Here is a 25,758-nt window from a genome sequence, read left to right on the forward strand (position 1 = left end):
TGGGCCCGTCCGGCGACCGGACCGGAACCACCATTCCCACTGAGGAGGAACGTTGACGAGCGGCACGCTCAACAGCGCTGCGGAGAAGCAGAATCCGGGCCAGCTGAACTCGGTCCAGCTCAATGTCGTCACCCTGGTGAACATGGAGCGGGCGACCGCCGACGGCGCGCTCACCGACGCGATGTACATGATGGACAACAGTGTGGGCGGCACCGGCCAGGGCACGTCCCACCTGGAGACGGTCTGCAAGCAGGGCCAGGTCCTGAACTGGATCATCCGCCCGATCGACATGGAGAAGCGGCTCGACGGCACCTGGCCGCCGATGCCGAAGATCAACAACATCGTCTTCCTGGACACCGAGGCGGGTGACGAGGAGGACGTCGCCGAGCGGAAGATCTTCACCGAGCTGAAGATCTACGGCATGCCGGACCGGATGCGCTCCCCGTTCACCCCGGTCTACTACTACTGGGCGGGAACGGTGCTCAGCACCGCCAAGCCGGGGCTGTACCGGTACCGGCTCGTGGTCGAGCTGGAGCAGGAGCACTCCAAGGAGAAGCTCTACCTGAACACCGTCGACCACCCGGCCCTGCGGGTGCTCGCGGTCTGACCGCCGCCCCGCCGCCGCGCCCCGCCGGTCCCACCGGTGGGGCACGGCGCTGCTCCCGGACGCGCCGAACCCGGCTGCGGGGGACGGGCGGAGCAGTTGTGCAAGGCCCTGCTCACCGGGGCGGCGAGGTGCCACACTGGTGCTTCGTGCCCGGGAGGACGGCTCAGCGGAATGGGGGCTTCATGGCCGAGACGGATCCGGTGGAGACGGCCTGGAAGATCCACGCCTCTTTGCAGGACTGGACCGGGAAGGTGGACGCCAAGGCGGCCTTCGCGCTCACCCTCGAATCGGCCGCGATCGGCGCCCTGACCGCCTTCTTCGGCACCGGCAACCAGCCGGATCGGTTGACCGGGGTGTTCCCCAAAACCGTGTTCTGGCTGGGCATCGCGCTGCTCGCGCTCTCCGCGCTGGCCGCGGTGTCCGTGGTGAGCCCCCGGTTGCGGAGCAAGGGCGGCGGTGACGACTGGCGGGAGCACTTCGTCTACTTCGGGCACCTGCGGCACTGGGAGCCGGCGCGGCTGGCCGAGAAGCTCTCCGCCACCCCGCCGCTGGAGACGCTGAGCCGACAGCTGGTGGTGATGAGCCAGATCGCCTGGAAGAAGCACCGGCGGGTCCAGCAGTCCCTGCAGTTCGCGGTCGCCGGGGTCGCGGCGGTCGGCCTGGCCTGGATCGTCGGCTAACGCGGTGGGCGGCGGTCCGACGGGCGGGCCCGTCACCTTCTGGTCGGCGCTGGACGCCACCGACCGCGAGGCGCTGCTCGGCCTGGGCACCCGCGTCGAACTGGCGGCGGACACCCAGCTCTTCGCCCAGGGCGACGCCTCCGACTACGTGGTCGTCGTCCTGGGCGGCTGGATCAAGGTGGTCTCGTACTCCTCGGCCGGGTACCGCGCCCTGCTCGCCCTGCGCGGCCCCGGGGACCTCCTGGGGGAGCAGGCCGTCCTGGAGGGCCGCCCGCGCTCGGCCTCGCTGCTGGCCGCCACCGGGGTCGAGGTCCTGCAGCTGACCGCGGCGCGCTTCCGGGCCTTCGCGCAGTCCCGTCAGGGCACCGCCGCCGCCCTGGAGCAGACCCTCTCCCGGCGGCTGCGCGAGGCGGACGAGCACCGGACCAACGTCACCGAGCCGGTCGCCGTCCGGCTCGCCGCGCTCCTGCTGGACCTCGGCGAGCGCTGCGGCGAGCCGGTACCGCACACCGGCGGGATCAGGATCGGGCTCAACCTCTCCCAGGACGACCTGGCCGGGCTGGTGCTGAGCTCACGCCGGACGGTCAGCCGGGTCCTGGAGCAGTGGCGGGGCCAGGGGCTGATCGCCACCGGCCGGCAGTCGTTGCGGATCACCTCGGTGGACGGGCTCAAGCTGGCCGCCTTCGGAGGGTGAGGCGGCCGGCTCAGCACCCGCGGAAGCTCACGCCGGAGCCCGGGGCGCTGATGATGCGGTAACCGCTGCCGGAGCGGGAGAGGTTGTAGGTGAGCTGCCAGTCCGTGCAGGTCTGGTCCTCGTGGCCCTGGGGGCCGTAGCCGGCGGCCTGCCGGCTGCGGAACCGGACGGTCGCGCGGGTGGAGGAGCCGGAGCCGGTGATGGCGGCGATGGCGACGTTCGAGTCCTGGGTGGTGCTCATTATGCGCCGCCATTCGGCGCGCGCCTGCTCGGAGTCGAGGTCGATCGCGGTGGTGTCGGGGTCGTAGTAGCCGAGTGCGGTGTCGTACTGGCGGGTGTTCACCGCGGTGAAGAAGCGGCTGAACAGGGTGGCCACGCCCGTGGCTTCGGGGTGGCCGGCGACCTGGCCGGTGTCCACCGGGACGGTGTGGTCGGTGGTCGGTGCGGCGGTGGGCGGCTTCGCGGTGGGGACGGCCGGCCGGCCGGTGGGGGCCGCGGTGGTCCCGGTCGAGCCGGTCGAGCCGGTCGGACCGGTGGACGCGGTGGACGAGGCCGTCGAGGAGCCCGCCGAGGAGGCCCGGTAGTACTCGACCAGCCGGTCGCCGCCCACCAGCAGGGCGGCCGTGACCAGCAGGCCGACGAGCACCGGCGCGACCCGGCGGCGCGGCCGGGTGTCGGCGGGCGGCGCGACCGGCGGAGGCATCCCCGGCGGTGGTGGCGGCTGCGGAGGCGCCGCCGCCGGGCCGAGGGTGCGGACGGTGTGCAGGGCCTGGTCCAGCGGGCCGATCCAGGCGGCCGCCGGCGGCCGGGCGGTCGGGTCGGCGTGCTGGCTCCTCCCGGCCAGCCGGGCCAGCTCCCCGGAGAGGGCGCGCAGCCGGGTGTCGTCCAGGCTGTGCTGGTCGCCGTTGAACAGGCGCAGGACAAACCGCCCGAGCTTGGCGGCGTCCGATGCCGGGGTGGCCTTGGCGGCCTCCGGCACCTCCCAGTCCGGCGTCTCCACCTGCTCGACGGCGGAGCGCCCGTACAGGCTCATCGAGTCGCAGTCGATCAGCAGGCAGCGGGGTGCGCCGGCCAGGGTGAACAGCACGTTGTTCGGGGAGAGGTCGCCCACCGCCACCCCGTGGCCGTGCAGCCGGGCGAGCAGCGTCGCCAAGTCCCGCAGCAGGAGGAGCCGTTGCTCGTCGTCGAGGTGCACGCCGATCCGCTGCAGGAAGGCGGCGTCGTTCAGCAGGAACTGGAACCCCTGCGGCCTGGCGTCGCCCGCCAGGTCGATGAAGAACTCCGGCGGGACCCTGCGCATCGCGAACCCGCTGATCTGCGAGCCGCGTTCGGCCAGGGCGAGCGGCCAGGCGAGCCGGTCCAGGAGGAAGGCGCGATCGGCCGGGCCGAGGGTGTCCGGGAACCCGGCCATCGCCACCAGGACGCCAGGGTCCAGCAGCATCCCGGCGCGGTACTCCTTGTAGACCAGCGGGCCGGTGAGGCCGGGCGGCGGTACCGGGACCTCGTAGACGAACCCCTGGCCGCCCTGCCCCAGCCCGTACTGCGTGTAGTCGCCCAGCTGGTCGGGCCGGAAGCGGATCACGCTCACCGCGGCCTCCCGTGCGCCGGGAGCTCGCGCGGCCAGAGCGCGACCAGGGTGCGGTCGTCGTCGAAGGTCTCGCGGGAGAAGTCCAGCAGATGGGCGAAGCCGAGCGGCGGTACGGGCCGGCGCAGCCCCTGGACGAACAGCCGGGCGACCTCGCCGCGGCCGTTGCCCACCGGGTCGCCGAAGCCGTCGGTGCCGATCAGCACGACCGAGCCCGGGTCCAGGTAGAAGTTCATCGGGCGGATCCGGGTCGGGACGCCCGGCAGCGGCTCCACCGAGGAGGAGACCAGCCCGTCCGGGCCCGCCGACTTGCCGCCGAGCAACTGGTAGATCCGGTCGTACTTGATCTGCCACACGCCGGAGTCGCCCACCGACACCACCTCGATGGTCACCCCGCCCCCGGTCGGGGTGGCGGTGCCGGCCACCAGGGTGGTGGCGAGCAGCTGGGCGGTGGCCTCGATGCCGGCGCCCGGCTGCTTGAGGATGCGCCGGGCCTGCTCGATCAGCTGCCACTGGACGGTGCCGAGCAGCTTCTCCCAGTCGCCGACCCGGCCGGCGCCGGCCCTGACCTGGGCCAGCAGTTCGTCCACCGCGCTGCGGCAGGCCAGTTGGGAGCCGATGTGCGGCTGTTCGGCGCTGGACACGCCGTCGGCGACGGCGAAGACCACGGTGCCGGTGGTGCGGTCCCAGGCGCAGGCGGCGTCGTCCTCCCGGGGCCGGCCGTCGTAGCGGTGCTGGTAGCCGCGGACGGAGGCCAGCCGCAGGTCGAGTTCGGGGGTGGACCAGCCGTCGCAGACGGTGTCCGGGCGGTAGGACAGGCCGGTGGGAGGGCGGGGGTCGAAGACCGCCACCGGGTCGCCGACCACCACGGGCTGCCAGAGCTCGGGCATCGCGGGGACGGACGGCGGCGCGGCCGAGGCCGCAGGGCCGACGGTGGGCGGGAGGGCCGGCCGCGGGGGCTGGGCGTGCGGGTAGGCGTGCGGGTGCTCGCGCGGGTGCGCGTGGGGCTGCGGGTGCGGGTGGTGGTGGGGGTGGCCCGCCGGCGTCGGCGGCGCCGCCGGTGCCGGGCCCCGGGTCGGGGCCGGCAGCCACTCGCGCGGCGATCGGGAGAGCCGGGACGGCGGGGCCGTCGGCGGGGGAACCGCGGGCTGGGGCAGGTCCTCGTCGTCGTCCCCGCGGTTGAACAGGGGTGCCACGGTCAGATCACATCGATTGCGACGGTGAAGCCTTCCGGCCGGTCCACGACCAGCTGCGGTTCGGCCGAGCTGAGTGAACGGCCCGAGGCGATCACGCTCTTGGTGAGCGAGGTGCAGAACTTGGCGATGGCCTGCCCGACGTCGACTCCCTTGTTGGCGACGAAGCCGAACTCCTGGCTGGTGGCCACCTTGGCGATCACCGCCGCGTCGGCGTCCCCGATCCCGCAGGCGATGATGTTCGGGGCGGCCGGGGTGATGCTCCGGTCGGTGAGCCGGCCGTGGGCGCTCTGCCAGTCCTCGCCGTGGTTCGGCACCCCGTCGCTGAGGAAGAACACCGCGGGCCGGTGCACCTGGTAGCCCTCGCCCTTGAGCCCGGCCACGTCGTTCGGGATCCGCGCGATGAGGTCCTCGAAGGCCTTGGCGTAGCTGGTCATGCCCCGGGTGCGCAGCCGGGGGAACTCGTTGGCGCCGCGCAGGTCGACCATGCCGACCCGCTCCACCACGTCGTCCGAGAAGCCCAGGACCGAGAAGCGGACCTTGGCAGCCGCCATCGGCTCTCCGAGCAGCGCCTGGTGCAGTGACCTCAGCCCGTCGTTGAGTTCGTCGATGTGGCTGCTCATCGAGCCCGACTCGTCGGCGAGTACGTAGATGGGGAGCAGGTGGCCCCGATTGCCGTCCATGGTGTTGCGATCCCTTCTCGGTGTCCGTGCGCTCAGAGGGTGTCGGCCGCCGGACGGAAGCCGTCCGGGCCGACGATGTCGAACTCGGTGGATCCCGCGGCCAGCCGCCGTCCGTAGCCGACGACCGCGTCCCGCAGGAAGGCCGCGCAGCTGTGCGCCGCCGAGCCGGCGTCCGTGTTCGGTGCGGCCATGTGGCCGAACTCCGGTCTGGTGGCGATCCGTTGGACGGCGCGCGGGTCGGCGGCGGCCAGGCCGCAGGCCACGATGTGCGGGGCCGACGGGTGCCGGGACCGGTCCACGAGCTCGTCGTGGGCGTCCTGCCAGTCGCCGCCCTCGCCGGGCGTGCCGCCGCTGACGAAGAACACCATCGGCCGCAGTACGGCCGTCTGCTCCGCCTTCACCAGCGCCACGTCCTGCGGCAGCAGGGTGCGCAGGGTGCGGAAGGCCTCCCGGTAGGAGAGCCCCGGGCGGCGCATCAGGATCGGTGTCCGGGTGCCCGGGCCGACGGCCTCCAGCGGAAGGCGCAGTTCGGCCCCGGCGGCCATGCCGAGCACGCAGATCCGCAGCCGGGCGGCCACCTCGGGGCTCGCGGACAGGGCGTCGTGCAGGTTGCGCAGCCCGCGGTTGAGCTCGTCCAGGCCGGCCGAGTCGAGCGACTCGTCCAGGACGAGGTAGATCAGGGCCGCGCCGGGGAACGCGGCGGGGGCGTGCGGGGCCGCGGCGGAGTTCACCACGGTCGGCTCGTACAGGCCGGCCGTGGGCGCGCCGCCCGGCTGCGGCGGGACGGCCCCGTAGGGGGCGGCCTCGTAAGGGGTGGCCGCGTACGGAGCGGAGTCGTACGGGGCGGACCGGCCCGCGGGGTCGGTCGCGGGTGCGGAGGCGGCGCGGTTGGCCGGGCCCGCCGGGGTGGCGCCGAGCGCCAGCGGGGCGTCCCAGGACACCGCGGGCGGGTACGGCGCGGCCGGTCCGACGCCGGTGGCCCGCTCGACCTGGCCGACCAGCCGGTGGCGCATGTCGTTGAGGTCGCCGGGAAGGACCAGCCCCTTGTCCGCCATCAGCTGGAACAGCGCCAGCGACCGGGCGTCCTGCAGATCCTCCCGGGCCGACCGGGCCTCCTCCAGCTGCCGCATCATCTCGACCGCCCCGGCAGCGTCCTGCGGGTGGGTGACCAGGTACTGCCGGATGAGGTTCTCGCTGGTCATCAGCATCCCGTTGAGCGCCTCGGACTGGCGCCGGGTGGCGGCGATCTCGGCCTCCTGCTGGATGCGCCTCAGCTCGATCTCGCGGTGCGTCCCGCCCCGGCCGGACACGTGCCGGGCGGCACCGGTGCGCTCCTCGCGCGCGGCCTCCACCAGCCCCTCCAGGAACTCCCGGGACTTGGCGTCGGGCCGGACGTTCACCCGGCAGCCGTGCACCAGCAGGCCGGCGCCGACCGCCCTCGGCGGGCCGCAGAGCCGGTTCAGATGCTGCTGGAGGCCGAAGGAGTCCTCGATGTCGAAGCCCTGGCCGGCGCCGTGGAACAGGTGGTTGATGTGGTCGTACACCACCGGGAGGGCGTCCGGGAGCCCGCCGCGCACCCAGTCCTTGGCGCCGTCCCACCCGTCGACCCGGAAGGCTAGGGTGACGACGACCTCGAAGGCGTGCACCTGGTCGCGGGAGACCAGCGGGCTGCGGCCGATGGTCACCGTCCGCTGGTGGTCCCGCATGTCCACCTCGAAGCGGGTGCGGTACTTGGAGAAGGCCTGCTGGGAGTAGGTCATCGGGCGGCCCTCGAAACAGTCCACCTCACCGCGCGGGGTGACGTAGACGACCGCCACGTGCGGGCTGGCGCCCTTGGCGGGGCCCAGGGCGAGCGCGGACATCGGGGCCTTGCTGATGATCAGTGACACCGGTTCCATGGCCGGGGCGTCTCCTTGTGGGGGTCGGTTCAGGGGGCCAGGACGGCGCGCAGCAGGGCGGCCGACCGGCGCAGCGGTCGGAGCGCGTCGTAGGCGTCCCAGCGGGAGGCGTAGCGCAGCAGGATGTCCCGGTTGCGGGCGGTCCGCTGGGCGAGGTCGCGGAGCATGCGGAGCAGGTCGTCGAGCAGGTGCGGATCGGCCTCGGCCTGGCTCGCCCACATCCGCAGCACGCCGGCCGCCTCGGTGCCGAACAGCTCCCCGCCGATCACCTCGGACCAGAGGTGGGCGAGCTGTTCGCGCAGGCCGTCCTGCTGTGAGACGAGGTGCAGCAGGGTGGGCCGGCTGCGCGGGGCGGCGCCGGCCGCGGGCGGCGGGATCTCGGTGACCAGGGCGTCGGCGAGGATCAGGAAGGCGAGGTGGCCGGTGGCCCGGCTCTCGTGCCGCTGCATCATGCCGACCAGCGCGGTCAGCACCACGGGGGTGGTGCCCTCGACGTCCTCCTCGATCAGGTCGGCGAAGCTGTCCCCGATGGCGATGGCGACCCGGATGTCGTCCACCGTGCCCATCCGGGCCAGTGCCTCCACGGCGGTGGCGAGGTCGGCGCCGCCCAGGCAGAGCCCGTAGGCGCGGGCCGCCGCGGCCTGGGCCTGCCAGGCGCCGGAGAGGTACCAGCCGTCCACCATGGCCCGTACGCCGGCCCGCAGCGCAGGGTCCTCGACGCAGACCCGCAGTGCGTACGCGACGGCCTCGCGGCGCAGGGTGCCGGTGTCCTCGTCGCGGATCCAGCCGGGGAAGACCCAGGTGCTCAGGTGGTCGAACGCGCCGGTGGCGACCACGCCGAGCGCCGTCCCGGCGAAGCTGCGCACCTGTTCGGAGGCCGAGTCGACCAACTCGCCGAGCCAGTCGAGCAGTTCGGCCTGGATGTCGTACTCGGACCAGACGTGCCGGATGACCCGGGGGGCGTGGCCGCCGTCCCGGTACTCGGTGATGGTGCAGGGCAGCCAGCCGTACTGGCCGCGGGTCACCGTCGCCACCGTCCTGGCCCGCAGCTGCTCCAGCACCGCGCGGCGCGGATTCGCGAACGGGTCGCGGATGAGCGGGGGTTGGCCGCCGGGCGGGACGGTGACCAGCGTCCGGTCGCTGCGGAACCTGGCCAGCAGGGCGGCGCCGCCCGCCGCCACGTCCTCCTGGGGGAGGCCGTTGAGGACCGCCAACGCGACTGCCTGGGCGCGAAGTTCGGGCTTGGCCAGGCCGTCGAACCAGTCGTCGACGGATTGGCCGTCGCCCTGGTCCAGCAGGGTGCGGACCCGGTCCGGGTCCAGCGCGCCCCCGGCGTGCTCGTCGGCGAGCACCTCGGCCAGCCGGGCGGCGGTCCGGCAGGACCCGTCCGCGCCCAGCAGTTCGGCCACCAGGTCCTTCAGGTCGCCGCTGTCGAGGGTGTCGTCGGCCGCGGACTCGCCGATCCGCCGGGCGAGATGGGCCCGGACCACGGTGTCGAGGACGGGCGGCCGGTCGAGCCGCTGGACGTACTCGCCGAGACCGCGGTCCAGCAGGACGTCCGTGCCGACGGTCAGCACCAGATGTGCGCCGGAACGCTCCAGTTCGTGCTCCAGCGACTCCAGCAGCGGGCCGCGCAGCTCGGCGGCGTCCGCCGGGCAGTTGAGCAGCAGCCCGGCGCCCTGGCCGAGTTGCTCGACCGCGGTGAGCCGGGTGAGCTGGGCGACCGAGTCCAGCAGGTACCAGGAGCGGGACTGCGCGGTGAGCAGCAGCCGGACGGCGGCCGCGGTCTTCCCGGCGCCGGCCGGGCCGCGCAGCACCACCGAGCGGCGGCGCCAGGCGTTGGTGCGGATCTCGTCCCAGCGGGGCGGCTCCTGGAAGGAGTGCCGGACGGCCTCGACGACGGCGGGGGAGAGGGAGCGCAGGGTGATCCGGTGCTCCTCGCCGGCCATGATGACGATCTTGTCGCCGCCGACGGCGTCGCCCTCGACGCGCAGCCGCGCCTGTCGCAGCAGGTCCTTGCGCTTGCTGCTCTGGCCGGTCCGGGCGGTGGCCTCGGCGGCGCTCTCGCCGGCCCCGACGCTGTGGCTGGGGGCGGCGGGCGCGGCCGGATCGCCGGCCGGGGCGCCGTCGCCGCCGGGGCCCGGGGCGGCACCCGGCTCGGGGGCCGGGGACGGACCGTCGGACGGTGGTGCGGGTGGCGATCCGGCCCCGGCGGCGGGCGGTGGGGCCGGTGCGGGTGCGGGTGCGGGCGCCGCGGCCGGGGCGGCCGGGGCGGGTGTCGGGGTCGGGGCGGGGGGAGTGCTCACGGTCGGACCGGACCGGTCGGGTGGATGGTGACGTGCTTGTCGCCCTCGACGTAGTCACCCTTGACCTTGATCTGCCGGGAGGCGGGTGCCGGGGTTGCCGGTGCGGTGGGTGTGGTGGGTGCCGGTGGCGCCTCGGTGGGGCCCTGGGCGGGCGCGGGCGTCGGTGGCCGGTGCGGAACGGGCGGAGCCGGGTCCCCCGTCCCGGCTCCGCCGTCCGGCCCCCCGGCGAGACCGCCGCCCCCGGGTCCCCCGACCCCGGTCGGCAGCTCCCCCGACGCCGGGGGGAGTCCTGGAGGAGCCGGGTACCCGGGGACGGTCACCCATCCCCGGCGCGGCTCCCCGTGCTTGGTGACGAAGTCGGCCGGGAGGTACGCGGCCGCGTCGATGCCCGGGTACCGGCCGAGCACCACCGCACGGTGGAGCTCCTCCGAGACCACCACCACCAGGTGCGCCCGCTCGGCCGCCGTGAGCACCCGCTTGACCGGTCCGGCGTCCACCAGCCGGGCCAGGTCGTTGATCGCGGTGCCGGCCCAGCGCTCGTCGTGCTGGATCACCAGCCCCTGGTTCAGCCCGACCCGCAGCCGCATCCGGTGGTCGTCGCGGTACTTGGCGTGGTGCTCGGCCAGTGCGTCCTGCAGTCCGCGCAGCAGCTCCCGGAGCAGTACGGCCGGGCTGGTCGCGGCGGGGAGCAGGATCAGCATGCCGTCCCCGCGGTCCTGCACCTGGCAGGCGGACCGCTCCAGCCGGGCCCGCCCGAAGGCGAACCAGACCACCTCGTACAGCTCCTCGTGGAGGGTGGCCTGCACGGTCTCGGGGCGCAGGCTGAAATCCTCGATGTCCACGAGTGCGATCCAGTGGCTCTGCGGATCCGGTGACACCATGCGCGTTCCCTCCCGAACCTGGACGGGGCATGAGGGCAGCCCCGTCATCTCCTTGGATAGACCCTGCGGCTGTTCGCGTCTGCGTCACGTGGCGCACAACGGGATCGATCGTGATCCCGCCGGAGGTGTCCGCCAGGACTGGCAGGTCTTCCAGCGCCGCCCGGGTTGCGTCAGCGACGGTAGCGATCTGATCCACGAAGCACCACCGAAATGACAAGAACTGACGTCGCCTCACCTGATGATCCGCCACATTCGCGTCACCGGAGGGTGCGTGTCGACCGGGAGTGTGTCGACCGGGAGTGGTCACGGGGTGGGTGTTGGGTGGGCGCCGGAGAGTGAGGCTGCGGGCCTGCGGGCCGGGTGCGGGGAGTGCGCAGGTGCGGCCCTCGTCCGCCGCGCGCCCCCGATGCGCCCCTTGCCGGTTCCGCGGCGCCCTCGGGCCGTCGTCCCCGGCCGTGGAGGCGGCGGCCCCCCGGTAGGTCCGGGAGGGCCCCCAAAGATCCCGTAGCACCGCGTAGCCCCATGTAGGGGCGCGCCCGGGCGGGTATACCAGTCTGGAAGCACCACCCATGGGAGGCTGAGCAACATGAAGGTGATCGGATTCGTCCTCAACGTGCTCTGGCTGATCTTCTGCGGCATCTGGATGGCCATCGGGTACGCCATCGCGGGCATCATCTGCTGCATCCTGATCATCACCATCCCGTTCGGCATCGCCGCCTTTCGCATCGCCGGTTACGTGATCTGGCCCTTCGGGCGCACGACGGTCGAGAAGCAGGACGCCGGGGCGCCGTCCTGCGTCGGCAACGTGATCTGGCTGGTCTTCGCGGGCTGGTGGCTGGCGATCGGCCACCTGATCACGAGCATCCCGCTGTTCCTGTCGATCATCGGCATCCCGTTCGGCTGGGCGAACCTCAAGATGATCCCGATCTCGCTGATGCCCCTGGGCCGCGAGGTCGTCCCCACCGACGAGAAGTTCGGCGCCCGCTGAGGAGGCGATTGCCGGGGCCTCGTTCCACCGGGCCTCGTTCCGCCGGGCGGAGGGGGCCGGTCTACGGGGCGTCGGTGAGCTGGACGATCATCTTGCCGGTGTTGGCGCCCCGGAGCACCCCGAGGAAGGCGTCCACCACGTGCTCGAAGCCCCGCACCACGGTCTCGTCGGGCACCACGGCACCGGAGCGCAGGTGCGGGACGAGGAAGTCGTACAGCTCGGGCTTGGCGTCGAGGTGCTTGCGGACCAGGAAGCCCTCCAGCCGCAGGCTCTTGCCGACCACGTCGTAGAGGTTGCGGGGCGCGGCCGGCGGCTGCAGGCGGTTGTTGTACTGGGCGACCGCGCCGCACCAGGCGATCCGGCCGTGGTCGCGCATGGCGCTGATCGCGCCCTCCAGGTGGTCGCCGCCGACGTTGTCGAGGTAGACGTCGATGCCGTCCGGGGCGGCCGCGCGGAGCTGCTCGGCGACCGGGCCGTCGTGGTAGTCGAACGCGGCGTCGAAGCCGAGGTGCCCGGTGAGGTGTTCGACCTTGGCGGCGGAGCCGGCGCTGCCGACGATCCGGCCGGCGCCGAGCAGGCGGGCGAGCTGTCCGGCGGCGGTGCCCACGCCGCCGGCGGCCGCCGAGATGAAGAGGTCCTCGCCGGGCTTGAGGCGGGCGATCCTGGTCAGGCCGACCCAGGCGGAGAGGCCGGTGCCGCCGAGGACGCTCAGGTGGGCGCTCAGCGGGACCCCGGGAAGGTCGGGCAGGACGGTGGCCTCGGCCGGGGTGACCACGGAGTGGGTGCGCCAGGCCTTGCGGTGGTGGACGAGCGCGCCGACCGGCAGCGCGGGGGTACGGGACTTCACGACCCGGCCGAGGGTGCGGCCCTCCAGCGGGGCGTTGAGCTCCCAGCCGCCCTCGTCCATCTCCTCGCGCATGTACGGGTCGACGGACTGGTAGATGTTCTCGACCAGCGCGTCGCCCTCGTTCAGCGCCGGCGCGGGCTCCTCGACGAAGGCGAAGTTGTCGGCGGTCGGCGGGCCGTCCGGGCGGGAGACCAGGTGGACGGCGCGGACGGTCTGGACGGCGGGGCGGGGCATGGCGGACTCCGGCGGTTGGTGCGGGGTGGGGTGTGTGATCACCGTACGGAGGCGCCGGGGATCCGGGCAGGGGGCCGGATCGATGGAAGGCGCGGTTCCATGAGCAGCGTCGATGGATACGACGGGAGGCCGGCCCGGCAGGCCCCCGGCCGGACAGGGCCTAGATTCGGGTCCATGATCGATCCTGTTGCGACCGCTGCGCCGCGCCCGGCCCCGGAGCTCGCCCCGCACGAACTGCGCGTCCTGGTCGCCGTCGAGCAGGAGCGGGGCTTCACGGCGGCCGCTGCGCGCCTGGGGATGACCCAGTCCGCCGTCTCGCACGCCGTGCGCGCCTGCGAACGGAAGCTCGGCGCGGTGCTCTTCGACCGCGGTCGCCACGGCGCACGCCCCACGGAAGCGGGCGCGCGGGCCGTCGCGTACGCGCGGCGGATTCTACGGCTGCTGGAGGCGATGGGCCCGGAGGTCCGGGCGGCCGGTGCCGGCACTGGGGCCGGGGAGGTGGCCGGACCGTTGCGGATCGCGGCCTTCCGCAGTGTCGCCGCCCACCTGCTGCCACCCGTGCTGGCCCGGCTCACGGCCCGGCACCCCGGGCTGACCCCCCAGGTCCGGATCGTCCGCGAGATCGGCCGGGGCACCGCGGGCGAGGTCGCCGACGGGCGCGCCGACCTCGGGCTCGCCACCCTCGACGGCGCCGGGGCCTCGCCCGTGCCCGGGCTGGTCGCGGCACGGCTCTTCGCGGAGGAGTACGCGCTGGTGCACCCGCAGGGCCACCCGGCGCCGCGCGGGCTGCCGCTGGTCGACTGGGACGAGAACTGCGGCTCGTACACCCGCGACTGGTGGGACCGCCAGGACTGGATCCCGCCCGCCACCATCGACGTGGAGGACGACACCGTCGCGGTGTCGCTGGTCTCCCAGGGCCTCGGCATGGCGATCATGCCGCGGACGGCCCTGCTGGGTGCCCCGGCCGGGCTGGCCGTCACGGACCTTGGCCCCCGCCCGCCCAGCCGGTACGTCGGGTACGTCACCACCCCCGAACTGGCCGGCACGGCGCCCGTCCGGGCACTGATCCGCGAGCTGCGCGCCCTGCCACTCCCCCAGGGGCTGGCAGCGGCCTGACCGAGAGCATCCCCGGCCGCTCCCGGGGGTCGGGCCTGCTTGCCTGCACAGGAAGTCGGCGGGTCCGACTTCCTGTGCAGGGCGGCCGCAGCGGGGCTACGGCGCCCCCACGGCCTCGCGTAGTCGGCGGAACTCCTCGGCGAGGCTTGCCGGGGTGTAGTGGGCGTTCAGGCCGCTCGGGTTGGGCAGGACCCAGACCTCGGTGTCGCCGAGGCCCTCCTCCTGCCGCCCGATCGCGGCGCCGCGCCGTCCGAAGGCCGTCCGGTAGGCGCCGATGCCCAGCACGGCCAGCACCTGCGGGCGCAGCCGCAGGACGCGTTCGGTGAGCGCGGCCCCGCCCGCCCGCAGCTCGTCGGCGGTGAGCTCGTCGGCCTTGGCGGTGGCGCGCGGGGCGACGTTGGTGATGCCGAGGCCGAGGTCGAGCAGTTCGCCCTGCTCGTCCGGGCGCAGCTGGCGCGGGGTGAAGCCGGAGCGGTGCAGTGCGGGCCAGAAGCGGTTGCCGGGGCGGGCGAAGTGGTGGCCGGTGGCGCCGGACCACAGACCTGGGTTGATGCCGCAGAACAGCACCCGCAGGCCGGGCGCGACGACATCGGGGATCGTGGTGTCACGGGCCGCGAGCAACTGCTCGGCCGTGGGCTTCAGCGGAGACGGAGTGGGCACCGGCCCAGTCTGGGCCATCGCGCGCCGGAGGCGCCCACCGAACTCCCGCCCCCTGCCCGCAGGTCAGCCGCCGAGCGACACCCCGGAGGCCTCCCGAGCCCGGGCCTCCTGGGCCCGGATCTCCCGCGCCCGCAGCCGCCGGGCCCGCACCCGGCGGACCCCGTACACCGTGGCCGCCGCGTAGGCCCAGCCCGCGAACACGTCGACGATGAAGTGCTCGGCGCCGTACACCAGGGTGAACGCCATCGCGAGCGGGTAGGCGACCAGCAGGACCCGCAGCCACCGCCCGGCCGTCGGCCAGAAGAACAGGGTCAGCATCATCGGGTAGGCCGAGTGCAGCGAGGGCATCGCGGCGACGTCGTTGGCGAACCTGCTGCCGTTCTCGAACACCGAGCCGGCCCGGGGCAGTCCGCTCTCGGCCAGCACCTCGGAGACCACCCGGGTGAGCTGCGGCAGGTGGCCCTCCTGGGCGACCAGCCACGGCGGGTCGGCCGGGAAGAGCACATAGGTCGCGAACCCGGCGTAGGTCAGCACCAGGTAGCAGACGAGCAGTTGCCGGAACCGGTCGTGCCGCCGCCGCCAGAGCACCGCGAGGATCAGGAACACCGCGAAGAAGTGCGACATGTAGACGGTGACGGCCACGTAGTCGTACCAGTGCGGCGAGCCCGGCGTGTACAGCGCGTGCTGCAGCCGGACCGTCCAGGTCTCGCCGAAGCCGAGCACCCGGTCGGCGAGCAGCTGCGGGCGCCAGTGCGGGGCCCACGGCGTGTGCGCGCCGTAGCCGCGCAGCAGCGAGTACGTCCAGACGGCGGCCATCACCGGCACCCAGTCGCGCAGCACGAGCAGGAAGCGGCGCAGCCCGTGCCCGGCGTGCACGGCGGCCGCGAGCAGCGCGCCGATCAGCCAGCAGAACACCACGTCGTTGGCGTACGGCACGCCGTTGATGCGCACGTACTGCACCAGGGCGAGGAGGTAGAGCGGCCACGCCAGGAGCCGCAACCGGGCCAGTGCGGTCGCGCGCGCACTGGGCAGGGGCCGGGACACCGGACGCAGCCGCCCGGCGCGCGGGGGTGGGGTCGGCGCCGGGCGGAGCAGCTTTGTCATGTCGGTCGAAGCTAGCAAGCCATTCTTGGAGAACTCTTCACGCGAACCGCCGGTCGTCCAGAAAAGACTCAGACAGCGGAATGCCCCGGCCGTGAGCAGCCGTTACGCCGCGCCGCCAGGCCCGGCCGCGCCCGCCAGGCCCGTCACGAGACGATGCCCAACTCGTGCGGGGTGTTGTTGAACCGCCGCCCGCCGTGCTCGGTCACCGTGACGATGTCCTCGATCCGCACCCCGAAGCGTCCCGGCAGGTAGACGCCCGGCTCGATCGAGAAGCACATGCCGGGCACGAGCGGCCGTTCCTCGCCCTCGACCAGGTACGGCGGTTCGTGCGTGGTGATGCCGATGCCGTGGCCGGTGCGGTGGATGAAGTACTCGCCGTACCCGGCCTCGGTGATCACCCGGCGGGCGATCCGGTCGATCTCCTGGCAGCTCACCCCCGGCCGGACGGCCTCGAAGGCGGTCTGCTGCGCCTGCCGGACGACGTCGTGCACCTTCTGCACCTCGGTCGGGACGTCGCCGCCGACGTGCACGGTACGGGTGGTGTCGGAGCCGTAGCCGTCCTTGAGGCCGCCGAAGTCCAGGACGACGGTGTCGCCGGGCTGGATCACCCGGTCGCCGGCCTCGTGGTGCGGGTTGGCGCCGTTGGGGCCGGAGCCGACCACGGTGAAGTCGACCTGGCTGTGTCCGTACTGGATGAGCAGCGCGCTGAGGTCGGCGGCGACGTCGGTCTCCCGGCGCCCGGCGAACTCGACCTCCAGGATGCCCCGGTAGGCGGCGTCGGCGGCCCCTCCGGCGGCGGCGAGGCGGTCCAGCTCGTCGGAGTCCTTGACGGCGCGCAGCATCGGCAGGGTGTCGGTGAGCGAGGTGTAGCCGGTGCCGGGCAGGGCGGCCTGCAGGCCGAGCAGGTGCATGGCCCAGGCGTTGTCCGAGACGCCGTACCGTCCGGCCGGGTCGATCAGCGGGACGGCGGTGGCGTACGGGTCCTCGCCGTCGGTCCAGTCGAGCAGCCGCACGGCGGGGGAGCCGGGGGCCTTCTCGGCGTCGGGTCGCTCCAACTTGGGGACGATCAGGGCGGGTTCGCGCCCGGCGGTGAGGACGAGGGCGGTCAGCCGCTCGGTGATCGCGGTGGGCTGGTAGCCGCACAGGTAGACCAGGTCGGGCCCGGGGGCGACGACCAGGCCCGCCAGCCCGGCGGCGGTCGCGTCGGCGGTGGCTCGGGCCATCCGGGCGCTGTAGTCCTCGGTGGTGAACGGTCGTGGCATGGGGTTCCTCCTCGGATCTGTCCCTGGTAAACCGAACTCCATCACGTGCCCGCCGAGTTGGCGTAGTGTCGGAGGAACAGCGCCTCGACGTTGGCCATGTGCTCGATCTCGCCGGGGTCGACGCTCTCGTTGGGTGCGTGGATCAGGCAGCGCGGCTCCTCCACGCCCATCAGGATGATCTCCGCCTCGGGGTAGGCCTGCGCGAACACGTTGCAGAGCGGGATCGAGCCGCCCTGGCCGAGGAAGGCCATCGGCTTGCCGTAGACCTCCTGCATGGCCTTGTCGAGTGCGCTGTAGGCGCGCCCGCCGGTGGCGGCGCGGAACGGCGAGCCGGTGCTCTCCGGCTGCACCTCCACCCGGACGCCCCACGGCGCGGCCGCCTTCAGGTGCGCGATCAGCGCCTCCTGGGCGGTGTGCGGGTCGGTGCCGGGCGGGATCCGCAGGCTGACCCGGGCCCGGGCGGTGGCCGGGATGGCGGCGGCCGAGCCGACCACCGGCGGGCAGTCGATGCCGAGCACGGTGACGGCCGGCCGGGCCCAGAGCCGGTCGGCGACGCTGCCGGAGCCGGTCAGCCGGACGCCGTCCAGTACTCCGGCGTCCTGCCGGAACTGCTGCTCGTCGTAGCCGACGCCGCTCCAGGACCCGTCGCAGTCGAGCCCGTCGATCCGGGTGCCGCCGTCGGGGCCGCGCAGCGAGTCGAGCACCCGGATCAGCGCCGCCAGCGCGTCCGGGGCCGGACCGCCGAACATGCCGGAGTGCATGTCGCCGTGCAGGGCGGAGGCGGTGACCACCACGTTGGCGAGCCCGCGCAGCGAGGTGGTGGCGGTGGGCATGCCGACCGCGGCGTTGCCGGTGTCGCAGACCAGCAGCGCGTCGGCGTGCAACTCGCCTGCGTGCGGCGGCACATAGGCTTCGAGTCCGCCGGTGCCCTGTTCCTCCGAGCCCTCGGAGACGAACTTGAGGCCGACCGGGATGTCGTCGCCGAGCGCCCGCAGCGCGGTGAGGTGCATGACGATGTTGCCCTTGCAGTCGGCGGTGCCCCGCCCGTACCAGCGCCCGTCGCGTTCGGTGAGTTCGAACGGAGGGGAGGTCCAGGCGGCGTCGTCGAGCGGCGGCTGGACGTCGTAGTGGCAGTAGAGCAGGACGGTCGGTGCGCCGGGCGGCGGCGGGCGGTGGCCGATCACGGCGTGGCTGCCGTCCGGGGTCTCCTCCAGGTGGACGTCGCGCAGTCCGGCGTCGGAGAAGGCGGCGGCGACCCACTCGGCGGCCTCGCGGCACTTCTCCGGCGGGTACTGGCGGGGGTCGGCGACGGAGGGGATGGCGACCAGCTCGGCCAGGTCGGCCTTGGCCCGGGGCATCAGGGCGGCGATCCGGCGGGCGAGTTCGTCGGTCATGGGCGGGCTCCCGAGGCGTTCGTGGTGGGACTTCGCAGCGGAAATTGAAATGATGGAGCGTCAGTTTCGAATGGTGTCGCGGAGCTTGAGATCGTCGATCTTCTCCTTGATGGCGTCGAGCTGGTCCGGGCAGTACACCGAGAGCACCAGCGACTCGGCGTACACCACCTCGCGGTCGGAGAGCACCGGTCGCTGCCCCGGTCCGCCCGCGCCGTTGGACATGCCGTACTTCCACTGCGCCTGGGTCAGCGCGTGCGCCGGGTTCTCGCAGACGGCGCCACCGTCCTCGCCCAGGGTGTGCACGATCTGGCTCTGGCTGGGCACCGGATAGCCGGCCGCGGTGAGTGCGGCGGTCAGCTGCTTGGCCTTGTCGTTGGCCTGGTTGGTGGCGTGCAGCTGGGAGTACGTCAGCAGACCGGTGATCAGCATCCCGATCAGCAGGACGATCGCGCCCAGGTAGATCCAGCGGTGGCGGGAGGCCATCATGGTGCTCATGCCGTACCTCCGTTGGTGCCGCGCCGCTCCTCGGCCTCCTGCTCGGCCAGTTCGGCCTGGGCCTCGGGGGAGCGCCAGGAGGGCTTGCTCAGCTTGAGGAAGAGAAGGGGGATCACCAGGCCGAGCAGCAGCAGGCCGCCGCCGACGATCGCCACGTAGGACCAGACGCTGCCGCTGCCGAACTGCGAGGACGGCACGAACCCGATCACCATCGCGGCCGCCGAGGACAGCAGGCCGGTCACGCACACCAGGACCAGGGCCGGGGCGCGGTAGCCGCGCGGGTGGTCCGGCTGGGTGCGGCGCAGCCGGATCGCCGCGGCGAACATCAGCAGGTAGACGATCAGGTAGACCTGCGTGGTGATCACCGAGAAGATCCAGTAGGCGCTGGAGACGTTCGGGATCAGCGCGTACGCGAGGGCGATGACGGTGGTGACCACGCCCTGGGTGACCAGCAGGTTCTGCTGGATGCCCTCCTTGTTGAGCCGCTGCAGGAACGGCGGCAGGTAGCCCTCCTGCCGGGAGATCATCAGCAGGCCCTTGGACGGCCCGGCCAGCCAGGTGAGCATGCCGCCGAGGGAGGCGGCCACCAGCGCCACCGCGATCACCGGGGTGAGCCAGCCGATGTGGAAGTACTGGAAGAAGGAGTCGAAGGCCTGCATCACGCCGGCCGTCAGGCTCAGTTCGGCGGACGGCACCACCCAGCTGATCGCCAGTGCGGGCAGGATGAAGATCAGCAGCACCATCCCGGAGGCGGTGAACATCGAGCGGGGGAACTCCTTGGCCGGGCTCTTCAGCGAGGAGACGTGGACCGCGTTCATCTCCATGCCGGAGTAGCTGAGGAAGTTGTTGACGATCAGCACCAGGCTGGCCAGGCCGGTCCACTGCGGGAAGAGGTGCGCGGCGTTCATCGGGGCGGCGGAGGGGTTGCCCTGGCCGAGGAAGACGAGGCCGAGCACCACCAGCAGCGTGCCGGGGATCAGGGTGCCGATCACCAGGCCCCAGGAGGAGAGGCCGGCCACGGCCTTCGTCCCGCGCGAGGAGACCCAGACGCCGGCCCAGTACAGCACCATGATCACGATGGCGGTGTAGGGGCCGTTGCTGGCCAGGCTCGGGTTGACCACGTAGGCGATGGTCGAGGCCACGTAGGCGAGCAGCGACGGGTAGTAGAAGATCGTCATCGCGAACTGGCACCAGACCGCGAGGAAGCCGAGCGGCTTCGACAGGCCCTCCGACACCCAGCGGTAGACGCCGCCCTCCCAGCCGGAGGCCAGCTCGGCGGAGACCAGGGCCGTCGGCAGCAGGAAGACGATGGCGGGGACGAGGTAGAGGAAGACGCAGGCCAGGCCGTAGACCGCCATGGTCGGCGCGGCGCGGAGGCTGGCCACCGAGGCGGTGGTCATCAGGGCGAGCGTCAGCCAGGACATGCGTGGCGCGCTGGCCATCCGGGCCGCCACCGCCCCGCCCCCGCCCCCGGTCCCGGTGCCCGTTCCGGAGCCGGTCCGGTCATGGGCGGCCGGGCTTCCCCGGCCGCCCGACGAGGGCGCGTCCATGGAACTCATGAGTCCTCCTCCGGGTACGGCCCGGGTCTGCGCGTCCGCGGGACCCGTTCGTCCGCTGCGCCGGGAGGGCCCCGGTGGCGGGCCGTACCCGGCCAGTTCACCCGGTTGCCGGGCACGCCGCATGCCGCGTGCACCCGCACGGGTGATCGACTGTCAGGGGCGTTCGGAGGAGGTTTGGGCCCGGCCACCCGGTCGGCGTCGCCTGCCCGGAGCTGTTCGCCCGGTGTCGCCGGCCCGGTGTCGTTCGCCCGGTGCCGCCCGCTCAGGCGGTCGGCGCCGGCCAGACCGCCCGGCGCAGGGTCCGGGACACGGTGGCGGGCAGCAGGGCGGCGGCGAGCAGGCCCGCGATCACCGACAGCGCGGTACCGGGCGAGAGGTGGTCGAGCAGCAGGCCGCTGCCGAGCATCCCGGCGGGCATGCCGACGGTCAGCAGCGTCATGGTCGCCGCGATCACCCGCCCGCGGAGCTCGTCCGCGGTCTGCCGGAACACCAGGACGTCGATCATCACCCGGAGCGCGGGCGTCCCCAGGCCCATGGTGAACAGCGCCGCGAAGACGGCGACCGGGCCGCCGGGCAGCAGCGGCACCAGCAGGACGGGCACGCCGAGCCAGGCCACCGCGAGCAGCAGCAGGCCGGGGCCGAACCGCCGGTGCAACCCGGTGACCAGCAGCGCCCCCGCCAGCGCGCCCACCGCCTCACCGGCCAGTGCCAGGCCGATCCCGCCGCTGGAGGTGCCGTGGCCGCGCAGCAGGACGATCACCGGCAGCAGCATCGCGGTACCCGTCAGATTGGTCACCAGGATCACGGCGAGGGCGGGGCGCAGCACCCGGTCGGCGGCCAGGAAGCGGAAACCGGCCAGGACGCCGCCCTGCGGGGTCTGCGAGGGGGCCTCCGGGCGGCCGGGGAACCGGACCAGCAGGGCGGAGGCGATCGAGAGTGCGGCGGTGACCACCGTGCCGAGGAACGGCACCGCCCGGCCCAGTCCGAACAGGTACCCCGCCAGCGGCGGCCCGATCAGCCCGGCCCCGCTCATCCGCGCCTCGTCCTGGGCGAGTGCCTGGGAGAGCTGCGCGGGCGGTACCACCGAGCGCACCGCGATCAGCCGGATCGGCCCCGTGTAGCCGATCGTCGCGCCGATGACGAGGGCGACCAGCAGGGTGTGCGGCACGGTGAGCCGGTCCAGCGCCAGGGCGAGCGGGACGCTGGCGGCGGCGGCCAGCCGGACGGTGTCCGCGACGAGCAGTACCCGCCGCCGGTCGTACCGGTCGGCGACCGAGCCGCCGTGGAGGCCGAACACCACCGAGGCGCAGATCTGCAGCGCCCCGAACGCCCCCGCGAGGGTGGACGACCCGGTCATGGCGAGCAGGAGCAGCGGGTACGCGGTGTCGGCGAGGTGCAGGCCGAGGGTCGAGGCGGCCTGGCCGGCCCAGAGCGTCTGGAACCGCAGGTTGCGCCGGAGCGGGACGAGCGGCGGCTCCCCGGCCGCCGTGTCCGGATGCCCCTGCTGGTCGGCTTTCGCCGTGGTGGTGCCCATCCCTGCCCCCTGTGATGTTCGTGTCTGCGTCATCATTCACGCTGCCGTAAATGATTACTCTGACGTGATTGGTTGCGCAAGGGTGATTGCGTCGGCGTCCGGGGATCTGGGAGGGTGGTCCCATGGTCGAGAGCACTGTCGAGGAGGGCGCCGAGGGGGGCGCCGCGGTCGCGGAGGGCCCCGGGGCCGCGGGGGCGGCCGCCGGCGGGCGGGTCGGGGAGCGCCAGGTCGGGGAGCGCCAGGTCGGGGACGTCGAGACGCTGAAGGCGCTCGCCGACCCGCTCCGGCTGAGCATCCTCCGGGCGCTGATGGAGGCCGCGGGCGAGGGGCTGACCGCCAAGGAGATCGCGGCCTTCCTCGGCGAGTCGCAGACGAAGCTCTACCGCCACCTCAAGCAGCTGGAGAAGGCCGGCCTGATCGTCGTGGCCGGCACCCGGCTGGTCTCCGGGATCGTCGAGAGCCGCTACGCGGCCGCGCAGGAGTCGGTCCGACTCTCCCCGGAGCTCTTCGCGACCGGCTCCCCGACCCGCACCGAGGCGTACGGCGCCGTCCTCGCCGCAGTCGACCGGGTCCGCGACGACTTCCACGCCCAGGCGCGGTCCGGGCGGCTGGACTTCAGCGCCCCCAAGGACGGATCGGCCGGGCCGCCCAGTCTGTTCTCGCACATAGTGCTCCGGGTGGAGCCCGCCAGGCTGGTTCGACTGCGCGCACAACTCGCCGCTGTCATCGACGAGTTCATGGCCGACGGGAACAGCGATGCCGACGGTTCCGTCGACATCACCCTGCTCGGCCTGCTCTACGGGGTGCCGTCGGATCCGGCCGCGCTGGGCTCCGGTGCACCGTCGGAGCCGGTCGCGCGGGGCTCCGGTGCACCGTCCGGTTCCGCTCCGGGCACGGAATCGTAAATCCCGGGCGAACTGTCAGTGGCATAGGCCAGGATGACTGAATGCCATACGAACTTCAGGCGTTGATAGGCCCGGTGGAGCTGATCACGGTGGCGGCCGCCGAAGTCCCGGCCGCGCGCATCGCCCCGCTGGGCCAGGGGCTGGCGCTGCTGCCGGCCACCCCCGTCTTCCTGGCCGCCCTCCAACTGGGCGGCGAGGAGGGGGCGCACGGCGGCGAGGGCGGCTTCGAGTGGTTCCCGGGCGGCTTCGAGCGCCGGCTCGCCGCCTGGTCCAAGGCCGGTCCGATCGCCTGCGTCGAGGCCGACTACTTCGGCGGCACCGGCACCCAGCGCGCCGCGGTCTGGGCCGACGGCCGACTCGACCTCGGCCCGCTCACCAGCGCCGAGTCCGAGCCCTTCCCACCCGAGGGCAGCCCGATCTCCCGCGTGCTGCGCCGGATCGGGGCCCGGGTGGAGGGCGGCCACCTGGACGAGTTCGACGCGGTCGGCCTGCCCGCGCACCGCAGCACCAGCGGCTGGGCGGCAGCCGGCTGAGTGGTGGGCCGTCGGCCTCCGGTCCCGCTTCGCCCCGGCCGAGCCGCCCGGTTGACGGGTGGCGAACCGTTCGGCGTACGAGCGGTGGCTGGGCCAACTGGTGTGCCCCAACGTGTGAATCAGGCATTTCGCCTGTTTCGCATCGAAAGGAAGCACCACCCATGCGTTCCACCTGGATGGCCGCCGCGCTGACCGCAGCCGTTGTGCTGACCCCGGTCGCCACGGCGTCCGCCACCACCGCCGGCCCGGGTACTGCCACTGGCTCCGACGCCGCGGTCCCCCACCTCGTAGCCGTGCCCCGCGCCGACATCCCCCTCCCGGTCGGGGCTCCGCCTGTCGGGGTTCCCCCCGTTGCCGCCCCGCCCGTCGCCGCGCCGCCCGTCGGGGTTCCCCCCGTCGCGACCCCGCCGACCGCCACCCCGCCCGCTGCTGCGGCGGCGGACCCGACCGCCACCCTCGGGGCGCTAGGCGGCCTCGGCGACATCCTCACGCTGGTCGACGGCCTGCTGACCGCCGCGACCCCGCCGACCGGGGCGCCGGACCTCGGCGTCCTGCAACAGCTGCTCGCCACGCTCGAGTCCGCGGCGACTGCCCTGCTCGGCCAACTGCCCGCGGCCCCGGTGGCCCCGCCCGTCCCCGTACCCGTACCGCTGCCGGTGGATCAGCAGCCCCGCACGGCGGCGCCGCTGCCCGCCCTCTCCATCGAGGACCAGCTCACCGCCCTCAAGGCGAAGGCCTCGGCCCTGGTCGACGCCGCCACCGCGGCCAAGCCCGACCCGGCCGCCGTCCAGCAGGCCGTCACCGGCCTGGCCCCCGACGTCCTCGGCACCGCCACCGCCACGGTCACCCGCCTCACCGGCCTCTAGCAACCCGTCGGCCCACCGGCGCGCCCCGGCCCCGATCCCCGGGCCCGGGGCGCGCCCCTGCCCGGACCGCCGCACCGGCGCCCCACCCGGACAACAGCAAGGCCCCGCGACGGCCGACCGTCGCGGGGCCTCCCCGGCCAGGGCTCCGCTCAGCGGTAGTTGACGAACTGGATCGCGAAGTCCAGGTCCTTGCCCTTGAGCAGGGTCTGCACGGTCTGCAGGTCGTCGCGGCTCTTCGAGGTGACGCGCAGCTCGTCACCCTGGACCTGGGCCTTCACGCCCTTCGGGCCCTCGTCGCGGATGATCTTCGCGACCTTCTTGGCATCGTCCTGGGTGATGCCCTCCTTCACGTCCGCGAAGATCTTGTACTCCTTGCCGGACAGCTGCGGGTCCTTGGCGTCCAGCGCCTTCAGCGACAGACCGCGCTTGATGAACTTGCTCTGCAGCACGTCCAGCACGGCCTTCACCCGCTCCTCGCCGCTGGCCTTCATCTCGATCGTCTCGCCGGATCGGCTGATCTCGGCGCCGACGTTCTTGAAGTCGAAGCGGGTGGCGAGCTCACGGGAGGTCTGGTTGATCGCGTTGTCGACCTCCTGCCACTCGACCTTCGAGACGATGTCGAAACTGGAGTCGGCCATGGGTGTTGGTCTCCTTGATGCTGTGGCTTCACTGACACGGCCCGCCCCACCGGGCGTCCGCCGCCCCAGCCTATCCAGCACCACCCCGCCGCCGCCCCCGACAGCCACGCCGTACTCCTTGATCATCGTGTGACCAATCGAGTGGCGAACCACCCCCCGGCATCGGGTATTGTTTACGGAGTCGAACGGGGCAAGCCCCGCGAGACACCAATCCTGGCTGGTTGCCCGAGCGGCCAAAGGGAGCAGACTGTAAATCTGCCGCGTAAGCTACGCAGGTTCGAACCCTGCACCAGCCACTGGATTACCAGACCGGCCCCGAACAGCGGAAACGCTGTTCGGGGCCGGTTCTGTTTTGGGGCGTCAGGCGGGGGCGGAGAGCAGCAGGGTGGCGGCGGCGGGGGTGTCGGGGGCGGTGTAGGTCGGGGCGGGGTGCTGCGGGGGGAGCGGCGGCGCGGGGGTCGGGGTGATCCAGATGGAGCGCAGCCCGGTGGCGTGGGCGCCCTGGAGGTCGGTGGCGGGGTTGTTGCCGACCATCCAGTCGGCGGGGGTGAGGGTGCGGCCGAGGCGCTCGGCGGCGAGGTGGAAGATCTCGGGCGCCGGTTTGCGGGCGCCGGCCTCCTCGGAGACGCAGACGGTGTCGACGGCGGGGAGCAGGCCGGTGCGGGCGAGTTTGGCGCGCTGGATGTCGGTGGAGCCGTTGGTGACGACGCCGATGGTCCAGCCGGCCTCGCGCAGGGCGGCGAGGGCGGCGGGGACGCCGGGGATCAGGAGGGTGCGGGCGGCCTCCTGGGCGACGTGGGCGTCCCAGAGCGCGGCGCCGGAGTGGCGCAGGCCGTACCGGTCGGCGATCCGGGTGAAGCCGGCGGGGGAGCGGTCGGCGCGGAGGATCTCGAAGACGGCGGGGGCGTCCGCGGCGGGGATGCCGTGCTCGGCGCAGAACGCCGGGGTCCAGGCGTCGGGGCCGCCGACGCGTTCGACCAGGGTGTGGTCGAGGTCGATGAGCAGGAGGGGGCTGGAGCGGTTCACATGCGGAGAGTAGTCGAGTGGATGCGCAGCGTGGGATCAGCTCGGCGGGCGTGTTATTGCGTATTACTTG

Annotated in this window: 24 protein-coding genes and 1 tRNA gene; 9 read left to right on the forward strand and 16 right to left on the reverse strand. The window is 73.5% G+C overall.

The window, feature by feature from the left end:
• Window positions 1–52: 52 nt before the first annotated feature.
• From ACGFZP_RS26385 to ACGFZP_RS26395, 3 genes are all read left to right on the forward strand, one after another.
• Window positions 53–607, forward strand: coding sequence for a hypothetical protein (locus ACGFZP_RS26385; RefSeq protein WP_392937549.1), 555 nt, complete (start codon window positions 53–55; stop codon window positions 605–607).
• 182 nt (window positions 608–789) lie between these two features.
• A complete protein-coding gene (locus ACGFZP_RS26390; protein ID WP_392937551.1) occupies window positions 790–1,287 on the forward strand; it encodes a Pycsar system effector family protein in 498 nt (165 codons plus the stop codon).
• 4 nt (window positions 1,288–1,291) lie between these two features.
• A complete protein-coding gene (locus ACGFZP_RS26395) occupies window positions 1,292–1,981 on the forward strand; it encodes a Crp/Fnr family transcriptional regulator (protein WP_392937553.1) in 690 nt (229 codons plus the stop codon).
• Between the two features lie 10 nt (window positions 1,982–1,991).
• Here the strand turns inward: ACGFZP_RS26395 and ACGFZP_RS26400 are convergent, their stop codons facing one another.
• The 6 genes from ACGFZP_RS26400 to ACGFZP_RS26425 are packed head-to-tail and all read right to left on the reverse strand — an operon-like array spanning window position 1,992 to window position 10,527.
• On the reverse strand, window positions 1,992–3,569 hold the full coding sequence (locus ACGFZP_RS26400) for a hypothetical protein (RefSeq protein ID WP_392937556.1): 1,578 nt from the start codon (window positions 3,567–3,569) through the stop codon (window positions 1,992–1,994).
• Entirely contained in the window at window positions 3,566–4,762 is a 1,197-nt protein-coding gene (locus tag ACGFZP_RS26405) for a protein phosphatase 2C domain-containing protein (RefSeq protein WP_392937559.1), read from the reverse strand. Before ACGFZP_RS26405 ends, ACGFZP_RS26400 begins: the two co-directional genes overlap by 4 nt.
• Window positions 4,763–4,764: 2 nt before the next feature.
• Complete coding sequence (locus tag ACGFZP_RS26410) at window positions 4,765–5,442, reverse strand: hypothetical protein (protein WP_392937561.1); 678 nt, start codon at window positions 5,440–5,442, stop codon at window positions 4,765–4,767.
• A gap of 32 nt (window positions 5,443–5,474) precedes the next feature.
• Complete coding sequence (locus tag ACGFZP_RS26415) at window positions 5,475–7,340, reverse strand: hypothetical protein (protein ID WP_392937563.1); 1,866 nt, start codon at window positions 7,338–7,340, stop codon at window positions 5,475–5,477.
• 29 nt (window positions 7,341–7,369) lie between these two features.
• The gene (locus ACGFZP_RS26420) at window positions 7,370–9,646 is read right to left on the reverse strand and encodes a hypothetical protein (protein ID WP_392937565.1); all 2,277 of its coding nucleotides are present in this window, start codon (window positions 9,644–9,646) and stop codon (window positions 7,370–7,372) included.
• Window positions 9,643–10,527: a hypothetical protein gene (locus ACGFZP_RS26425; protein WP_392937567.1), complete on the reverse strand. Its 885-nt coding sequence runs from the start codon at window positions 10,525–10,527 to the stop codon at window positions 9,643–9,645. The genes ACGFZP_RS26420 and ACGFZP_RS26425 overlap by 4 nt, the downstream gene beginning before the upstream one ends.
• Before the next feature lie 586 nt (window positions 10,528–11,113).
• Here ACGFZP_RS26425 and ACGFZP_RS26430 point away from each other — a divergent pair.
• Complete coding sequence (locus ACGFZP_RS26430) at window positions 11,114–11,515, forward strand: YccF domain-containing protein (RefSeq protein WP_392937568.1); 402 nt, start codon at window positions 11,114–11,116, stop codon at window positions 11,513–11,515.
• Window positions 11,516–11,576: 61 nt separating this feature from the next.
• On the opposite strand, the gene ACGFZP_RS26435 is transcribed toward ACGFZP_RS26430, so the two are convergent.
• Window positions 11,577–12,596 carry an NADP-dependent oxidoreductase gene (locus tag ACGFZP_RS26435; protein ID WP_392937571.1) on the reverse strand — a complete coding sequence of 340 codons (1,020 nt, stop codon included), beginning with the start codon at window positions 12,594–12,596 and terminating at the stop codon, window positions 11,577–11,579.
• Window positions 12,597–12,770: 174 nt separating this feature from the next.
• Between ACGFZP_RS26435 and ACGFZP_RS26440 the strand changes: the two genes are divergently transcribed.
• Complete coding sequence (locus tag ACGFZP_RS26440) at window positions 12,771–13,712, forward strand: LysR family transcriptional regulator (protein ID WP_392937573.1); 942 nt, start codon at window positions 12,771–12,773, stop codon at window positions 13,710–13,712.
• A 96-nt stretch (window positions 13,713–13,808) separates the two neighbouring features.
• Here ACGFZP_RS26440 and mug read toward each other — a convergent pair whose 3' ends face one another.
• The 7 genes from mug to ACGFZP_RS26475 form a co-directional block, all read right to left on the reverse strand.
• Entirely contained in the window at window positions 13,809–14,372 is a 564-nt protein-coding gene (mug, locus tag ACGFZP_RS26445) for a G/U mismatch-specific DNA glycosylase (RefSeq protein ID WP_392937576.1), read from the reverse strand.
• A 63-nt stretch (window positions 14,373–14,435) separates the two neighbouring features.
• Window positions 14,436–15,476 carry a phosphatase PAP2 family protein gene (locus ACGFZP_RS26450; RefSeq protein ID WP_392937577.1) on the reverse strand — a complete coding sequence of 347 codons (1,041 nt, stop codon included), beginning with the start codon at window positions 15,474–15,476 and terminating at the stop codon, window positions 14,436–14,438.
• Window positions 15,477–15,619: 143 nt separating this feature from the next.
• Complete coding sequence (locus ACGFZP_RS26455) at window positions 15,620–16,738, reverse strand: M24 family metallopeptidase (protein WP_392937580.1); 1,119 nt, start codon at window positions 16,736–16,738, stop codon at window positions 15,620–15,622.
• A 41-nt stretch (window positions 16,739–16,779) separates the two neighbouring features.
• Window positions 16,780–18,132: a dipeptidase gene (locus tag ACGFZP_RS26460; RefSeq protein ID WP_392937583.1), complete on the reverse strand. Its 1,353-nt coding sequence runs from the start codon at window positions 18,130–18,132 to the stop codon at window positions 16,780–16,782.
• A gap of 60 nt (window positions 18,133–18,192) precedes the next feature.
• Window positions 18,193–18,627 (reverse strand): hypothetical protein, encoded by a 435-nt coding sequence (locus ACGFZP_RS26465; protein WP_392937585.1) that lies wholly within the window; start codon window positions 18,625–18,627, stop codon window positions 18,193–18,195.
• Window positions 18,624–20,069, reverse strand: coding sequence for an APC family permease (locus ACGFZP_RS26470; protein WP_392937642.1), 1,446 nt, complete (start codon window positions 20,067–20,069; stop codon window positions 18,624–18,626). Before ACGFZP_RS26470 ends, ACGFZP_RS26465 begins: the two co-directional genes overlap by 4 nt.
• Before the next feature lie 379 nt (window positions 20,070–20,448).
• Entirely contained in the window at window positions 20,449–21,720 is a 1,272-nt protein-coding gene (locus tag ACGFZP_RS26475) for an MFS transporter (protein ID WP_392937587.1), read from the reverse strand.
• Window positions 21,721–21,842: 122 nt separating this feature from the next.
• Between ACGFZP_RS26475 and ACGFZP_RS26480 the strand changes: the two genes are divergently transcribed.
• From ACGFZP_RS26480 to ACGFZP_RS26490, 3 genes are all read left to right on the forward strand, one after another.
• The gene (locus ACGFZP_RS26480) at window positions 21,843–22,625 is read left to right on the forward strand and encodes a helix-turn-helix domain-containing protein (RefSeq protein ID WP_392937589.1); all 783 of its coding nucleotides are present in this window, start codon (window positions 21,843–21,845) and stop codon (window positions 22,623–22,625) included.
• Window positions 22,626–22,666: 41 nt separating this feature from the next.
• Window positions 22,667–23,158, forward strand: coding sequence for a hypothetical protein (locus ACGFZP_RS26485; protein ID WP_392937591.1), 492 nt, complete (start codon window positions 22,667–22,669; stop codon window positions 23,156–23,158).
• 161 nt (window positions 23,159–23,319) lie between these two features.
• Window positions 23,320–24,024 (forward strand): hypothetical protein, encoded by a 705-nt coding sequence (locus tag ACGFZP_RS26490; protein ID WP_392937593.1) that lies wholly within the window; start codon window positions 23,320–23,322, stop codon window positions 24,022–24,024.
• A 149-nt stretch (window positions 24,025–24,173) separates the two neighbouring features.
• Here the strand turns inward: ACGFZP_RS26490 and ACGFZP_RS26495 are convergent, their stop codons facing one another.
• Window positions 24,174–24,662, reverse strand: a complete 489-nt coding sequence (locus ACGFZP_RS26495; RefSeq protein WP_392937596.1) for a YajQ family cyclic di-GMP-binding protein — start codon at window positions 24,660–24,662, stop codon at window positions 24,174–24,176.
• A gap of 215 nt (window positions 24,663–24,877) precedes the next feature.
• Between ACGFZP_RS26495 and ACGFZP_RS26500 the strand changes: the two genes are divergently transcribed.
• Window positions 24,878–24,958: transfer RNA gene (locus ACGFZP_RS26500), tRNA-Tyr, on the forward strand.
• A 64-nt stretch (window positions 24,959–25,022) separates the two neighbouring features.
• On the opposite strand, the gene ACGFZP_RS26505 is transcribed toward ACGFZP_RS26500, so the two are convergent.
• Window positions 25,023–25,688, reverse strand: coding sequence for an HAD family hydrolase (locus ACGFZP_RS26505; protein WP_392937598.1), 666 nt, complete (start codon window positions 25,686–25,688; stop codon window positions 25,023–25,025).
• Window positions 25,689–25,758 lie beyond the last annotated feature (70 nt).

It is taken from the genome of Kitasatospora sp. NPDC048239 (assembly GCF_043202015.1).
In the GTDB taxonomy this organism is placed as follows: Bacteria; Actinomycetota; Actinomycetes; order Streptomycetales; family Streptomycetaceae; genus Kitasatospora.

Excerpts from the sequence above, each read along its gene's own strand:
- ACGFZP_RS26430 (WP_392937568.1), top strand. The coding sequence starts at position 11,114 with ATGAAGGTGATCGGATTCGTCCTCAACGTGCTCTGGCTGATCTTCTGC.
- ACGFZP_RS26435 (WP_392937571.1), bottom strand. The coding sequence starts at position 12,596 with ATGCCCCGCCCCGCCGTCCAGACCGTCCGCGCCGTCCACCTGGTCTCC.
- ACGFZP_RS26410 (WP_392937561.1), bottom strand. The coding sequence starts at position 5,442 with ATGGACGGCAATCGGGGCCACCTGCTCCCCATCTACGTACTCGCCGAC.
- ACGFZP_RS26495 (WP_392937596.1), bottom strand. The coding sequence starts at position 24,662 with ATGGCCGACTCCAGTTTCGACATCGTCTCGAAGGTCGAGTGGCAGGAG.
- ACGFZP_RS26460 (WP_392937583.1), bottom strand. The coding sequence starts at position 18,132 with ATGACCGACGAACTCGCCCGCCGGATCGCCGCCCTGATGCCCCGGGCC.
- ACGFZP_RS26390 (WP_392937551.1), top strand. The coding sequence starts at position 790 with ATGGCCGAGACGGATCCGGTGGAGACGGCCTGGAAGATCCACGCCTCT.
- ACGFZP_RS26490 (WP_392937593.1), top strand. The coding sequence starts at position 23,320 with ATGCGTTCCACCTGGATGGCCGCCGCGCTGACCGCAGCCGTTGTGCTG.
- ACGFZP_RS26470 (WP_392937642.1), bottom strand. The coding sequence starts at position 20,069 with ATGGCCAGCGCGCCACGCATGTCCTGGCTGACGCTCGCCCTGATGACC.
- ACGFZP_RS26440 (WP_392937573.1), top strand. The coding sequence starts at position 12,771 with ATGATCGATCCTGTTGCGACCGCTGCGCCGCGCCCGGCCCCGGAGCTC.
- ACGFZP_RS26425 (WP_392937567.1), bottom strand. The coding sequence starts at position 10,527 with ATGGTGTCACCGGATCCGCAGAGCCACTGGATCGCACTCGTGGACATC.
- ACGFZP_RS26455 (WP_392937580.1), bottom strand. The coding sequence starts at position 16,738 with ATGCCACGACCGTTCACCACCGAGGACTACAGCGCCCGGATGGCCCGA.
- ACGFZP_RS26480 (WP_392937589.1), top strand. The coding sequence starts at position 21,843 with ATGGTCGAGAGCACTGTCGAGGAGGGCGCCGAGGGGGGCGCCGCGGTC.
- ACGFZP_RS26415 (WP_392937563.1), bottom strand. The coding sequence starts at position 7,340 with ATGGAACCGGTGTCACTGATCATCAGCAAGGCCCCGATGTCCGCGCTC.
- ACGFZP_RS26485 (WP_392937591.1), top strand. The coding sequence starts at position 22,667 with ATGCCATACGAACTTCAGGCGTTGATAGGCCCGGTGGAGCTGATCACG.
- ACGFZP_RS26465 (WP_392937585.1), bottom strand. The coding sequence starts at position 18,627 with ATGAGCACCATGATGGCCTCCCGCCACCGCTGGATCTACCTGGGCGCG.
- ACGFZP_RS26475 (WP_392937587.1), bottom strand. The coding sequence starts at position 21,720 with ATGGGCACCACCACGGCGAAAGCCGACCAGCAGGGGCATCCGGACACG.
- ACGFZP_RS26450 (WP_392937577.1), bottom strand. The coding sequence starts at position 15,476 with ATGACAAAGCTGCTCCGCCCGGCGCCGACCCCACCCCCGCGCGCCGGG.